This window comes from Phenylobacterium sp. CCH9-H3 (genome assembly GCF_001557235.1).
Taxonomy (GTDB): Bacteria; Pseudomonadota; Alphaproteobacteria; order Caulobacterales; family Caulobacteraceae; genus Phenylobacterium.
On the sequence record NZ_LSJI01000171.1, the window covers coordinates 1 to 14,486 of the forward strand.

The 14,486-nt window shown below is 68.9% G+C and carries 10 protein-coding genes; 4 read left to right on the forward strand and 6 right to left on the reverse strand.

What is annotated here, in order from left to right; genetic code table 11:
• The 4 genes from AX721_RS28355 to AX721_RS15050 all read left to right on the forward strand — a co-directional run.
• Positions 1-1,853 (forward strand): hypothetical protein (locus tag AX721_RS28355; protein WP_068876804.1); only part of this gene is annotated, 1,853 nt, incomplete at its 5' end.
• A complete protein-coding gene (locus AX721_RS15040) occupies positions 1,850-2,269 on the forward strand; it encodes a hypothetical protein (RefSeq protein WP_068876805.1) in 420 nt (139 codons plus the stop codon). The genes AX721_RS28355 and AX721_RS15040, both read left to right, overlap by 4 nt.
• 214 nt (positions 2,270-2,483) lie before the next feature.
• Entirely contained in the window at positions 2,484-2,816 is a 333-nt protein-coding gene (locus AX721_RS15045) for a helix-turn-helix domain-containing protein (protein ID WP_068876806.1), read from the forward strand.
• Complete coding sequence (locus AX721_RS15050; protein ID WP_068876807.1) at positions 2,813-4,090, forward strand: type II toxin-antitoxin system HipA family toxin; 1,278 nt, start codon at positions 2,813-2,815, stop codon at positions 4,088-4,090. Before AX721_RS15045 ends, AX721_RS15050 begins: the two co-directional genes overlap by 4 nt.
• Positions 4,091-4,817: 727 nt before the next feature.
• Here the strand turns inward: AX721_RS15050 and AX721_RS15055 are convergent.
• The 6 genes from AX721_RS15055 to AX721_RS15080 form a co-directional block, all read right to left on the reverse strand.
• On the reverse strand, positions 4,818-6,545 hold the full coding sequence (locus AX721_RS15055; protein WP_197422593.1) for an arylsulfatase: 1,728 nt from the start codon (positions 6,543-6,545) through the stop codon (positions 4,818-4,820).
• 34 nt (positions 6,546-6,579) lie between these two features.
• Positions 6,580-9,375: a TonB-dependent receptor gene (locus AX721_RS15060; RefSeq protein WP_068876808.1), complete on the reverse strand. Its 2,796-nt coding sequence runs from the start codon at positions 9,373-9,375 to the stop codon at positions 6,580-6,582.
• Positions 9,372-11,060, reverse strand: a complete 1,689-nt coding sequence (locus tag AX721_RS15065; protein ID WP_369807904.1) for a carboxylesterase/lipase family protein — start codon at positions 11,058-11,060, stop codon at positions 9,372-9,374. Before AX721_RS15065 ends, AX721_RS15060 begins: the two co-directional genes overlap by 4 nt.
• Before the next feature lie 113 nt (positions 11,061-11,173).
• The gene (locus tag AX721_RS15070) at positions 11,174-11,782 is read right to left on the reverse strand and encodes a TetR/AcrR family transcriptional regulator (RefSeq protein ID WP_068876809.1); all 609 of its coding nucleotides are present in this window, start codon (positions 11,780-11,782) and stop codon (positions 11,174-11,176) included.
• Positions 11,783-12,027: 245 nt separating this feature from the next.
• Complete coding sequence (locus tag AX721_RS15075; RefSeq protein WP_068876810.1) at positions 12,028-13,164, reverse strand: serine hydrolase; 1,137 nt, start codon at positions 13,162-13,164, stop codon at positions 12,028-12,030.
• Positions 13,161-14,399 (reverse strand): TetR/AcrR family transcriptional regulator, encoded by a 1,239-nt coding sequence (locus AX721_RS15080; RefSeq protein ID WP_068876811.1) that lies wholly within the window; start codon positions 14,397-14,399, stop codon positions 13,161-13,163. Before AX721_RS15080 ends, AX721_RS15075 begins: the two co-directional genes overlap by 4 nt.
• Positions 14,400-14,486: the final 87 nt, after the last annotated feature.

Genomic DNA, 14,486 nt, shown 5'->3' on the forward strand with positions numbered 1-14,486 from the left:
GCCCCGAACCCACCCTCGCCACGGATGGATCAGAGCCCTTCCATGTCGCCTTCGACCGGGAACTGGCCCGACACCATGAGCGCACCATGGCGCTTTGCCGGGAGCTGGCGGCGGCCGGCCTCCCCGTCGAGGCGTCGACGCTGCGCATGTGGCGCATCGGCCAGAAGGCGCCGGTGTACGCCGACAGTCTCGCCGTGTTGGCCTTCCTCGAGCGCCGATGGGGACTCGAGCCCGGATACTTCCGCCGCCGCCTGCCGCACCCGGCCCGGGCGACAAAGGGCCAAGCGATGCCGGGGATCAGCTCGGCCGAGCGCCGTCGCCTGGCCTGGCACCTGCCCGACGACTTCGACCGGCTCCCACCAAAGGACCAGGAGGAGATCCTGGAGTGGGTCCGACGGGTCGTCGTGACCGGCGCGACCGACTATCGCCGCTACCAGGCCAACGCCGCCCAGCACCGCTTCGCCGTCCGGTTCCCGGACCTGCAGGGCGTGAGGAAGGCCTCGGACGAGGGCGGCCTCACGGAGCGTCGATCCGGCGGAACGATCGTCGCCCCGCCCCGGCTGGCGCAGGAAATGGCGGACCTGCTGGCCTTCAAGACGGCGACCCTGAGCCCCGCCGGCTACCGGCGCAGGGGCACCTGGGGCGCCGAAACCGCCTCGCAGAAGGTCGAGCACTTCGGCCTGCTCTTCGGCGCCTTGGCTGCGCCGGCGGACGGTCCCGTCCGCGGCTTCGGCGCGCCGGTATCCTCGCTCACCTTCGGGCTCCTGACGGCCCCCGCGGTCTGGGACTGGTACCTGCAATGGCGCGAACGGCGGCGCGGCTTCTACACGGCCTGGGAGGTCGACATGCTCTCGATCGCCGTCGCCCTGACAGGCGAGGAGGCTGGCTGGATCGCCCAGACGCCGGCGCTCGCCGACCGCCTCACGACCATCCCCGGGCTCGTCTCGGAGGAGGACGTCCGGCGCATCCAGGGCGACTGGGCGACCGCCTGTGCGAACCTGCACCGCTTCGCCCTGGCGCGCGCCAAGGAGATCGCACGGGTCGCGCAGGTGCACCACGATCCGTTCGAACCCATCCTCGCCGTGCTCGAGGCGGACAGCCCGGTCGGGGAGTACCGCAAGATCGCCGACGAGATTCTCGCGCTGCGTCCCTGCCCTCGCCGCTACCCGCTGGCCGCCGCGGAGAGCGCCCGCGCCTTCCTGGTGATCCGGCTGGGCCTGCACCTGGGCTTCCGCCAGAAGAACCTGCGCCAGCTTCTCGTCTGCCCGCGGGCGCAGGCGCCGCGAACGGAGCGGCGCCTCCGCGACCACGCGCGCGGCGAACTGCGCTGGAGCGATCGCGACGGCGGCTGGGAGGTGTTCGTGCCGGCCAGCGCCTTCAAGAACGCGACCTCGTCGTTCTTCAACGGCCGCCCCTTCCGCCTGCTCCTGCCGGACATCGGCGGCCTCTACCGCGAGATCGACGACTACGTCGGAGTCCACCGCGCGCGCCTACTCGGCCGCGCGCCTGACCCCGGGACGTTCTTCGTGAAGACCGTGAAGGCCAGCCGGTCCGAGGCGGCCTACGACCAGAACACCTTCTACGAGGCCTGGCGTTGGATCATCCGGCGCTACGGGATCTACAATCCCTACACGGGGCGAGGCGCCATCGCGGGTCTACTTCCGCACGGCCCGCACAGCATCCGCGACGTGCTCGCCACCCACATCCTCAAGCAGACCGGCTCGTACGAGCAGGCGAGCTACGCGATCCAGGACACGCCGGAAACCGTCGCCCAGCACTACGGCCGCTTTCTGCCGCAGGACAAGGCGGCGATCGCGGCCGAGGTGCTCAACCGCGCGTGGGCGGCGGAATGACCGGAGACGAACCCCAAGGCCCCTATGCCTTTTCGGGCGTGCCGTACGACGAGGGCCTGCGGCTGGCGGCCCTGCGCCTGCAGCATGATCGCCTGGTCGAGGCGCAGGAGGAGTTCCTGGAGGACGCCGCGCGGCGGTGGCGGCGGGTGCAGCGGCTGCGTGAATTTCTCGACGCCGTCGACGAACGCTGCGCTGGATGCGATGTCACGGCCGAGCTGCAGAGCTGGTTGGCCTGGGCGCACAGGCGCTGCGACCGCCTCGATCCACTGTCGCCGATGGCGATGGCCGAGCTTCGGGCCTACGCCGCGGCGCTTCGATCGCCACCCGATCTGCCGCCGCAACACCCGGAGGAGGAGATCTGGCGCGATATGGGTCTGCTCGACGACCTGCTCGTTGAGGAGGCCGTCGAACCATAGGCAAGGGTTTGACCATCTCGAAATCTGCACAGTCTGGCTGAGCAATATCGGCCAGTTTCAAACCGCCTACTCATTCGGGGCGCTGGCCGGCTCCCGGGCGCCATCCGGCGCCCGCGCAGGTCTTGGTTATGGTTGGGGCAACGTGCTTCAAGGAAGTTACAGTCTTATGTTTTGAACTTTAATCCCCATAAGGTTCATTATATAAGACCTTATCATGCGTTCCACCGTCCAAGACACCCTGCCACCTAAGGTCCGCCGCGCCCTCGCCAAGCTGGGACGCGACCTGGCGCTTGCGCGCCGTCGTCGGCGGCTCACGACCGCGATGATGGCCGAACGACTCGGCGTCGCGAAAGGCACCTACATCAAGGTGGAGAAGGGCGACCCCTCTGTCTCCATGGGGGTCTACGCCATGGCCCTCTTCGTCCTGGGCTTCCCGGAGGCCCTGGGCGACATCGCCGACGCCCGTCGTGATGACCAGGGCCTCCTGCTCGAGGCCGAGCAGCTTCCGCAACGAGTTCGCCCGCGCACGGCGCCGAGGCCGCTATGAACCGCAGCATCGGCATCTTCCTGGGCGACAACGCCCGCCCCGTCGGCGTGCTGCGCTACGACCAGCAAGGCGCCCGGGAGAGCGCCGCGTTCGAATATACCGCCGAGTGGCTCCAGGCCGTTGACGGCTTCGACCTGGAGCCCGGCTTGCGCCGGGTCACGGGTCCGCAATTCCATCGCAAGGCGAAGGATGGGTCTGTCTTCCACGGCGCGCTCGCCGACACCGAACCGGACGGCTGGGGCAAGCGCGTCATCCGCCGAGATCACGCCAAGCGCCGTCAGGCGCAGATCGACGCAGGCGAGAAGGTCGAGCCTCGGCCGCTCAACAGCCTCGACTTCCTCCTGGCCGTCGACGACGTGAGCCGCGTCGGCGCTTTGCGCCTGCGGGACGAGAATGGGACCTTCCAGCGCGCGCCCGAGGACGGGAAGCGCACGACCCCGCCCTTAATCGAGCTGGCACAGTTGCTCGCCGCCACCCGCGCTGTCGAGACCAACCAGGACACCGTCGCGGATCTGGCCTACCTGCGCGGGCGCGGAACCTCGCTCGGCGGCCTGCGCCCTAAGTGCACCGTACGCGACGCCGACGGCACGCTATGCATCGGCAAGTTTCCGAGCGTCCAGGACGGCCATACCGTCACCAAGGGCGAGGTGCTGGCGCTCCACCTGGCCCGACGCGCGGGCATCGACGCCGCCGACGCGCGCATCGTCATGAGCGACGATGCGCCTGTGGCGCTGATCCGCCGCTTCGACCGTCCTCCCGGCGGCGGCCGTCTGATGTACGTCTCGGCGGCAACGATGTTGGGGGCCGAGACGGCGGACGATCACGCCTACACCGAGATCGTCGACGCCCTGCGCCAGCATGGCGCTAGGCCCGAGGCCGACGCCGAGGAGCTTTGGCGCCGGATCGTGTTCTCGGTTCTGATCTCGAACGTCGACGATCATTTGATGAACCACGGCTTCCTGCACGAGGACCAGGGCCGCTGGCGGCTCTCACCCGCCTTCGACATCAACCCCTTCCCGGATCGCGCGCGAGAGCTGAAGACCTGGGTCTCGGAGGATACCGGACCTGAGGCCACCGTCCGCGCGGCCATGAGCGTCCTGCCCTACTTCCGCATCCCCGCCGAGCGGGGACGCACCATCCTCGGCGAGGTCGAGGCCGCCGTCGCCGGCTGGCGGGAGACGGCTCGCAACCTCGGCCTCACCAAGGACGAGCTCGACGGTCTCGCGGCCGCCTTCGAGCACGAAGAGCGCGAGGCTGCCCGCCAGGCGCTCTAAGACGACCGCCGGCGCGCGGGCCACAGCTCCCATCCGCAATCACATCCAGCGCCGGCGCTTGCGGAGATTAGAGGCATCATTCTCCGCATGATTTGCGGAGAATATCCGTGCCGCTGAGCGCGCGCGATCCTGAGGTGATCGTACCCAGTTTTCGACACGCATTTCCCAGTCGGTCCAGTTCTGGAACTACCGACTGAGTGCGAACAAACCCGAAATTCTACGCGAACGTTCGCGAACGAGAGTGTGCAAATTTTGCACTCTTCATGTTGTAAGTTACTGATTTTACATAATAATCAGTCCAGTCCATCATAGGCGCCACGGACAATCTATGAGCTTGAGACTGCTGCATCTTCTTCATTCTCAAAAGCGGTGGATCGCGGCGCACGCGCTCGATCCTACAACGCTCCAGGATCCGCCTCCCCGAACGTTTGCTGCGCCCGTCGATAAATGGCCTCCGCCTGCCAGCAAAAGTCCGGCCAGCGGCAGGCGTGGGTTCACCGGTAGCGCAGATCCCCGACGAAGGCCTTAGTCAACCGCGACGACGCCGAGAACTGGGATCTCCAGGCCGAAAAGCAAGGACATCGGCTTCGCCGGGCGCGTTGCGCCTCGCCGGCGACCACTCCGAGCGTCAGCCGTTCGGAGTTCAGCCCACATCAGGACGGCCGTCTTCCCGGAACGGTCAGCAGCTGACCTTAGCTTCGGTCCGCCGAGCAGGTTTGAACGGCGGCTATCGGTCGGGCCTCGTCATCGTCGCGCGGCTGTATTCGGAATTGAGCCGGCAGATGTTGGGCGGCGGCTGTGAGAGCGGTCTCGCCACATGGATCCGCCATTCGTCCGCCCACAGGGTCTTCATGCGCTGCAGGACCTCCGGCCGCGCGCCCGCGAGGTCATGCGCCTCGGTGAAGTCCTGGGCGGTGTTGAAGAGCTGCCAGGTGTCCTGCTCGTAGCTTTTGTCGCAGTCATGGATGGCCACGGCCCGCCAGGGTCCGTCGGTGATGGCCCGGTGACCGCGCACCTCGAGGTACTGACGCGAGCGGGTTTCCGCATGGCGATCCGACAGCGCCGCCAGGAATGACCGCCCGGCCACCGGCAACTGCGCGACGCCGTTCACCGTGGACTCGAAACGCAGGCCGGCCGCGTCGAGCAGCGTCGGCCCGACATCGACCACGTCGACATACTGCCCCCGCACGGCGCCGCCGTCCTTAATCCGCGCCGGCCAGGAGACGATCAGCGGGGTCCGCACGCCGCCCAGGTAGGGCCACAGCTTGTAGCGCCGGAACGGCGCCGAGCCGGCGATCGCCCAGGGCCGCGGGTACTCCGCCTGGGTCAAGCCGGTCCCAAGCTCCGCCAGGCGCCGGCGCTGTTCGGACACGGGGATGGTATTGGGCCGGTAGAGCTCGGCGAAGAAGCCGGCTTGGCCCGCCTCGGAAGCGGCGCCGTTGTCCGACAGGACCACGATCAATGTGTTGTCGAGGAGCTTTGCGGCCTCAAGCTTGGCCAGCAACCGGCCGATCTGCTCATCGGCGTGCTCGATGAAGCCCGCATAGACCTCCATGTAGCGCGCGAAGACGGCGCGCTCGTCATCGCTGAGGTCCGACCACGCGCGGTCGTCGTCGGTGCGGTCGGGCAGTGCGCAGTCGGCGGGGATCACGCCGAGCTGTTTCATGCGCTGGAAGCGCGCCTGGCGGATGGCGTCCCAGCCGCCGTCGTAGGCGCCCTTGTACCGGTCGGAATAGGATGCCGGGACCTGGATAGGCGAATGGGCGACGCCTAGGCCGAGATGCAGAAAGAAGGGCCGCCCGCCGCCCTCCCCGCGATGGGTCTCGATCAGCGAGATCGACCGATCGATCAGGTCCGCGGAGAGATGATAGCCCTCGGGGAGCTTGGGCTGGATATAGCCGTCGTTCTCGACCAGCGTCGGGCGGTACTGGTCGGTCCAGCCGCGCGGGAACCCATAGAAGTAGTCGAAGCCCCGCTGAAGCGGCCAGTTCTCCTTTGAGGCCTCCGCATCGAGCTGGCCCATCGGGATCAGATGCCACTTGCCTACGATCCAGGTGGCGTAGCCGGCGCCCCGCAGCACCTGGGCCGTGGTCTGCACGTTGGCGGGCATGTGGAACGAGCCGGGGGGCCAGTTCGCCGCCCCCGCGCCCGCCGCGGCGTCCGGCACGTCGGGCATGTTGACGGTGTGGCTGTTGCGGCCGGTCAGCAAGGCCGCGCGCGTCGGAGAGCATACGGCCTTCGTGTCGAAACGGTTGAACCGCAGACCCGCCGCCGCGAGTCGGTCGAGGTTGGGCGTGCGGATCTCGGCGCCGAAACAGCCGAGATCCGAGAAGCCCACGTCGTCCAGGACGATCGTGATGATGTTGGGGCGCGCGGTGTGCGCTGCAGCCGGCAAAGCGGCGGCGAGCGCGGTGGACGACAACAGCGCGGCCGCGAAGCGGCGTCTCGAAAGCATCAGTGCGCTCCTGAAGATGCGAGGCGACCGCGGTTCATAACGCGACCCGGACGCCGAGCAGGAGCTGGCGGCCCGGATCGAAGTAGTCCTGCGGCAGGTTCCCCAGGTTGGTCCGCGTCTTGTCGACGTCGTCGAGCATGTTGACACCCTCCGCCACGATCGAGATCCGGTGGTCGAAATTGTAGGTCAGGTTCACCGACAGATCGCCGCGCGACTGGGTCACGATACCCAGGCCGTTGTTGCCGTCCGGTAGCCCCGACGAGACGAACTTGTCGCGCCAGGTATAGGACAGGCGCGCCCCGAACTTCTCGGTCTCGTAGAAAGCGCTGACGTTGAAATTGTGCTTCGACGCCGCCGTCAGCACGTTGCTGTCGGAGTTCGAGATGAAGGTGTAGTTCGCCTGCAGGCCGAGGTTCTCGAGCAGCCCCGGGAGGAAGGTGAAGACCTGCTGGTAGCCGATCTCGAAGCCCTTGAGCGTCACGCCCTTCTGGTTGGTCGGTCGCGTCCGATTGACGTTGGTCTGGCGCACCTCGGTGGTGTTGGTCGAGGCGGTGAAGAAGGTCACCGGCAGCTGGACGATGTCCTGCTGCGGCCGCACCAGCGTCTGCAGATCCTTCGCGAACACGGCGACCGTGACCGAGGTGTCCGGGTCCGGGTACCACTCGACGCTGGCGTCGAAATTGTTCGAGATGAAGGGCTTCAAGTCGGGGTTGTTGGCGGTGAGGTTACAGGTCCCGCCGAAGCAGTTGATCGTCGTCGAAGGCGAGAGCTGGACGAGCGCGGGCCGCGCCATGGTGCGCGAGGCGGCGACGCGCAGTTGCAGATCGTCGGTAAGCTCCAGGCGGACGTTCGCGGACGGCAGCACTTCGGTATAGGTGTTCCTCGCCGCGATCGGCGCGGCAGGCGGCACGGTCGTGGTGCCGCCGGCGTCCACCAGCACCCGGATGCCCGTCAGGTCCGGCGACACGCCCCGGCTCGAGAGCTCGGTCCGGACCACCCGCACGCCGAAATTCCCGGACACGCGGTCGTCTTCCGTGGCGAAGTTCGCCTGGACGTAGAACGCCGCGATCTCCTCCTTCACGTCGATGACCGTGTTGAGGTTCTCCTGGACGGCGCCGGGCACGGCGGCCAGGCGCTCCAGGCCCAGGGTTTCGATCAGCTTCAGCGTGTCGGAGGCGACCCACTGGGTCGGGAACGGCTGGTCGCCGTTGTACGTCCCGAGGAAGCTCCCGTTTCCGGCCTGCACCAGCTGCGTGAATTGCGAGAGATTGAAGCCGTTGGGGTTCACGGTCGAGCGCGACAGCCCGGCCAGAGGCGCCAGCTGCGCCGCTTGGACCACGAGCGTGCGCCCGTCGGCGTTGGTCTTGCGGCGCGAGACCACCGCCCCCGCAGAGACCCGCGTAAGCAGGAAGGCGTCGAACTCGCGGCTGAGATCGGCGCGAAGCTCGTCGACGCGGTCGCTGGTCTTGCGCTTGTAGGCGCCGTTCAGGCTGGCCACGATGCCCTGGTTGGGATCGAGGTAGGCCGTCTGCGACCCGGGCGCGATCGCGATGCCGCAGATCGTCTCCGTGGGCAGGCAGCTGGTGGTCACGCCGAAGCGCGCCGTCTGCGCCAGGTTGAGGTTGTTGCCCACCTGGCGGGAGTCGGAGTGGGCGAGCGAGACAGCGCCGCGCCAGTCCTCGCCTTCATATTCCGCGCCGACCTTGACGTAGCCCGTGCGCGAGACGGAGTCGTTGACCCGGTCGTTGGCGCGCACGTCGGTTGCGCTCTGCCCGAGCACGATCGCATGGGGCTCGCCGAAGGCGAGCTGGCTGGCGTCGACGCCCGGTATGGTGAGCAACTGGGTCGGCGTGATGACGGCGCCCGTCGACGTGGGCGGCAGATTCAGGTTCTCGAGGCTTTCCACCAGCACGTCGAACTTGCTGTAGAAGCCCTCGACCGAGAGAGTCAGCGCCTCGGCGGCCTTGTATTCGGCAACCCCGGCGAACGCCAAACGCGAGCGATTTTCGCGGGCGATCTCGGTGCGGCTCTGGGTCGAGATGTTGAAGACGTCGAGCAGATCGCCATCGCCGTTGTAGTCGACGCGGTTGGTGGCTTCAGGCTGGTTTGTCCACCCCACGTTGTTGATGCCGTGGGTCTCGGGCTTCTCCTTGTTGTAGCCCCCCGCCAGCAGCACCCCGAGCCGGCCGTCCAGGAAGATGTCGGAAACCAGGCCCGACACCCGGAAGGTCTCCTTGCCCGAGTTGGAGTTCTGCACGCCGAAGGCCGAGCCCACCAGCTTGAAGCCGGACAGGTCGAACGGTCGCACGGTCCTGACGTTGATCACCCCCGAAAGTCCGCCCTCCTGCATGTCGGCGGTCGGCGACTTGGTCACCTCCAGCGTGCTGACGAACTCGGTGGGAAGCAGGCGGAAGTCGAAGGCGCGCGTGATGTTGCCCCCGCCGCCGCCGCCCCGCAGATCGACCGTGGCCGATGACAGCGTGCTGTCGTTGAGCTGCACGCGGGTGAAGTCCGTGGGCAGGCCGCGGATGCTCGCGCCCGTGCCTTCGCCGCGCGTGCGGGTGATCTGCACGCCCGTGATGCGCTGCGCCGACTCCGCGACGTTGGTGGTGGGGAACTTGCCGATGTCCTCGGCGGTGACGGAGTCGATGACCTGCTCCGCCGTCCGCTTCTGTTCGGCGGCGCTGCGCAGCGCGGCGCGGACGCCGGTCACCACCACTTCGTCGACGGCGTCGGCGGCGGCTTCCGTCTGCGCGAACGCCGCGTGAGAAACGCTGCACATCAGCGTCGCCAAGGCGGCGCGCCACAGCAAGGTGCGCGGTAGGTTCATCTGTCTCCCCCTTTGGAATTCCCCGCGTGAGGCGGGCTGTTGTGTCGGTCCGCCGCGTCAGCCGTTTGCGCCGCGCCCGGCGCATGGGCGCCGACGAGATCCAGGCGTTCGCGCCAGGGGTCCGGCCCGAACCGGACCTGCCCTTCTGCGGTGAAATCGATTACATCGTGCGCCGACAAATCGGCGGGCGGCCAGGCGACAAGCCCCCTCCCATTGGGATCGCCGGTCCTGGCGAAGTTGGCGATGTAGCGGTGGAAGGCGGTGGCGACGGCGGCGTCACGCGGCGTGACCTTGGCCCCATAGCGCGCGGGCAGCGTGTCGAACGCAAACGCGACGTCCGTCGCATGCGGCGCGCCCGCCGGCGCGTCAGGCCTGCGGCTCTCGGCCACGTAGCTGAAGCGGTAGTGGTACGCGCGGTGGCCGCGCCGGGCCGCCTGCTGGGCGATGTGCCGCGCCGGCTCGACCATCTGGCGGTCGCCTCCGACGGCGCGCGCGACCGATGCGACGCTGAGATCGCCGCTAGGATCATACAGCGCCCGCGCGCGGTCGCGATCCGCGCCGAAGAGCGCGAACACCTCGTCCTTCGTGGCGCCGGGGACGGAACCGAGATCGGCGCTCGTGGCGCCGACCATCACGGGGACGTCCGCTGGGGCGGCGGGAAAGCCGCCGGACGTCAGGGTGTCGCCGTCGACGAACGGGCCGGCATAGGTCGGCAGGCCCGGCTGAGGCCGAAACAGGTCTGCGAACCCCACGCCCTCTGCGACAATCGCGGCCGGAAGCGCCCTAAGCCGCCGCAGCGCCTCAGCGTCCTGGCCTTCGATGCCGTGCCTCGCCGCGAAATTCCGACCGATGGTCTCGGCGGACGGGACACCTGGCTGGTCGCGCCGCAGCTCACGCGCCGGCGTCAGCGCGCGCCCCCCGCCCGACATGATGACGGCGCGATGGAACAACCCGCGCGCGGACGGCGACCCTAGCAGCGCGAGGACCGAGCCGCCCCCGGCCGACTCGCCCATGACCGTCACCTGCGTGGGGTCGCCGCCGAACCGGCCGATGTTGGCCTGCACCCAGCGCAGGGCCGCCTGCTGGTCCATGAAGCCCCAGTTGCCGCTGGGCCCTTCACCCGACGCCGCCAGGGCCGGGTGCGCGAAGAAGCCGAAGCGGCCCAGGCGATAGGCCAGGCTGACCACCACCAGGCCGTCGCGCGCGAAGCCGGCGCCGTCGAAGGCGGCCGGCGATGTGCCCCCATAGACGTAGCCGCCGCCATGGATCCAGACGAGCACCGGCGCAGGCTTGCCCCTTCCGGCCGGCCGCCAGACATTCAGATAGAGGCAGTCCTCGGACGGCGCCGCGCGGAGCGGGGCCTCGCTGCCCGCGAACGGCAGCTGCATGCACGAGGGTCCAAAATCCCGCGCTTCGCGGACACCGATCCAGGAGGGTGGCGGCCCGGGCGCGCGCCACCGCAGGTCGCCGACCGGTGGCGCGGCGTAGGGCAAGCCCCTGAAGAATTCGACCGGTCCTTCGCGGGAACCGCGGACGACACCCTGGGTCAGCGATACGGCCGGAGCGACGCCCTGGGCCAGCGAACCTTGCGGCGTCAGCAAGGCGAAGCCGGCCGTCGCCAACGCCAACCGGCGGAGGCAGCCACGGCTAAGGCCCTGACGCGTCAAGGAAATCACCGCCCTCACGTTTCCCCTGCCTTTCGGCGAACGCCGCTACGGGCGCCTTGGCACGAAGCGTCGGGCTTGCGATCTAATATGTCAACTATGTAGTATCGAAACTATGACCGACCCAAACTCGATCACGACGACGTCTTGGCGGGCGCCGGGCTCAGGAGGGTGCGGATGAGCGTACGCAATTCGTCATCGCTCAGGGGCCAGTCGAGGCCCTCGATGTTCCGGATAACGCCGTTCAAGGCGTGGAGGATCATGTTGGGCGAGAGCGCGGGAGGCTCCGGCAGGCGCTCGAGCGCGCGCCGGAGCGTCGCGGTGTTGCGCGAGCGTCGCTGAAGCGCGGCCGTATTGATGGGCTCGAACAGGATTGGATTGACCGGCCGCTCCGTCTGGACCGCGAGCATGCAGCGGCCCAGGACGGGGTGGGTGTAGAGCCGGATGAGCGTGCGCGCGAAGGCCTCCAGGTCGGCGGCCGGCTCGCCGCGGTCGAGGAACTCGGCCTCGCTCCACAGCTCCACCAGCGCTTCGAGCACGCATTCGGCCGGGCTATTCCAACGGCGGTAGAAGGTCGCCTTGGTCACCCCGGCTTCGGCGCAGACCCGATCCAGCGTAAGGCCCGAAAATCCCATCCTCGCCAGGACTTCGATGGCGGCGTCCTTGATCTGCTGCTGGAGAGCTTCATTGCGGGGACGTCCCGGTCTGCGCCCCGCATCGCCTCGAGCCTGGTTGGCCGCCATCTACCCGCTATCCCTGAAACAAATGGCGATCCGCCCGATCCCGCCACCGGATGGATGGGGAAGCCGGCCCGGAATGCAAGAACTTGCCTGCTCCGCCGACCCGCCCCTCTCATCGGCAGCCGCAGGGCCCCGCCGCTGTGCCCGTCACCAAACGCGTGCAGTTCGGCCGGGTTACCGTGGAGCCACCAACGGACCTCGAGACCAGCGCGAGAAGCGGATTTTGATGCGCGGCCATCAATGATGGCCTAGCCAAGAGCACTGAACACCGCGTCCGCCAGGGCCTTGCCGCGCGGATCGCCCATTAGGTCGGGGCCCATGTGGTTCATGACGTAGCCGATGGCCAGACGCGCGTCGGGATCGGCGCAGCCGTAGCTGCCGCCCCAGCCGGAGTGGCCGAACGCCCGGGGGTTCGGGCCGTAGATGCCGATCAGGTTGTGCAGCACGCCCATGCCCCACTGCGGATTGGCGCCGAACAGCATGTCCTCGCGGTCGGAAACGATCGCGGTCATCTGGGCGAGGGTTTCGACGCTCAGGATGCGGACCCCGTCCAGCGTCCCACCCTCGGCCAGGGCCGCCATCAGGCGCGCGACGCCGCGGGCGCTCGCGTGACCGTTCAGCGCCGGCAGCTCGGCGGCGCGCCAGGCTTGGGTGTTGACCCGCGCCGGATCCTGGGCGGGGCTCGCGAGCGCCAGCTGCACGGGGCGCGGCAGGAGCTCGATCGGCACGACGACCGGGTTGTCCGCGGGGATCAGCTCGGCCACGCGGCCGCCCTCGGACGCCGGGAGACCGATGTGGAAATCCACGCCGAGCGGTTCGAAGACGTCCTCGCGCAGCAGGGTTCCCAGCGTCCGGCCCGCCGCCCTGCGCACGATCTCGCCGGCCAGAAAGCCGTACGTGGTGGCGTGGTAGCAGCTGGCCGTCCCTGGCTCGAACACCGGTTCCTGGGCGGCGAGCCGCGCCGTCGCCAAGTCCCAGTCGTAGAGATCGTCCAGGCTCGTGGGTTCGGCGAATCCCGACAGGCCGGCCGTGTGCGACATCACCTGGGCGATGGTGACCGCGCCCTTCCCGGCCTGCGCGAACTCGGGCCAGATCTCGGCGACCGGCTGGTCGTAGGCGATCAGGCCGGCGTCCACGCAGCGGGCCACCGCCACCGCCGTGGCGCTCTTGGTGGTGGACCAGACGTTGACCAGGGTGTCCCCGGTCCATGCCTCGGTTCGCGCCGCGTCGGCATGCCCTCCCCACAGGTCCGCGACAACCTCGCCCTCACGGTAGACGCTGAGCGCGGCGCCTGCCTCGGCATAGTCGCCCGTACGCCCGAAGTTGGCGGCGAACGCCTCGCGCACGGGCTCGAAGCCCGGCGCCACGAAACCCTGAACCGTCATGCCCGCGCTCCCAGTCCTGCCGCCAGGAGGCGCACATGCTCGGCGATGACCGTCTCGCGCGGCGCCAACTCGGGCCGCCACCACTTGTGCAGCCAGCCGAAGGCGCCGGCCATGGCTTCGGCCACCGCCGTCAGGTCGACATCGCGCACCGAGCCGTCGGCGAGGCCCTCGCGCGCCACCTCAGGATAGCCCTGCTCCAGGGCGCGGACCCGGGCGACGATCTCGTCCCTGGCCTCGGCCGGCAGGGCCTCGACACCGGCCAGCGGCGCGAGCGGGCAGAATTCGTCGTCGAGGTTCATCTCCACCAGCAGCGCGACACCCGCCAGATTGCGCTGCATGGCCGTACCGCCCGACAGCTCCACGGCGCGCAGGATGCGGTCCGAGAACGAGAACGCCCGGCGGAAGCATTGCGCGATCAGGTCCGGCTTGTCGGCCAGGTAGTGGTAGACCGCCCCTTTTGTCGCCCCGACCTCGGCGGCGATCTCATCGATCGACGTCGCCTCGACCCCCTTCCTGTTGAAGAGCCGCGAGGCGGCGCGCAGCAGCGCCTCCAGCTTCATGGCGGTCGCCGCGTCGCGGTCGAAGACGTTGCCGCGGGCCGGCCGCAGGATGGCGATGTCGAGCGGGGCATACGCCAGCGCGTGCGCGGGATCGGTCGCCACGCCCTCGCGGATGAGGGTCAGCGCCCCCTGGCGCGCGCGCTGGCGGAAGCCGTCCGGGGCCTCGCCGGTCCAACGCGGGACCAGGGGGATCCACGAGACCACCCCAACGACGGCCTGGGCGACGACCAGGGCGTCACAGGCTCGGATCGATCCGTCGGCCCGGCCGGCCTCCACGAGATCCACCAGGCGCGCGACGTTGCCGTTGTGCAGGGCCTCCACGGTTTCCCGTTGCGGTGAGCCGAGGGCGCCCACCTCGGCCAGCGCCGCCGGTTCGGGCCGTTCGGCGTCCAGCGCCCGGTCGACGAAGGCCAGCAGTCGGTCGAGGCCCGAGCCGTCCGCCTTGGCCGCCGCGTCGAGGTCGCGCGCCATGGCCTCGCAGGACCGGCGGTAGCACTGGAAGACCAGGTCGTCGCGGTCTTCCACGTAGTAGTAGAGCGCCGCCCGAGAGACCCCCAGGGTGGCGGCGACTTCGCCCAGCGAGGTGTTGGAGACACCGCGGGCGTTCAGATGCCGCGCAGCGGCGTCCAGCACCGCCTCGCGCCTCCCGCGCCGCCCTGTCCCCGACTGCGCCATCCACGCCTCCTGAAATCCGATTTCGGCAACATACTCAGATGTTAAATTCGTTGACAAGCCATGTTTGACGTGTCGTCCTGAGTGCAT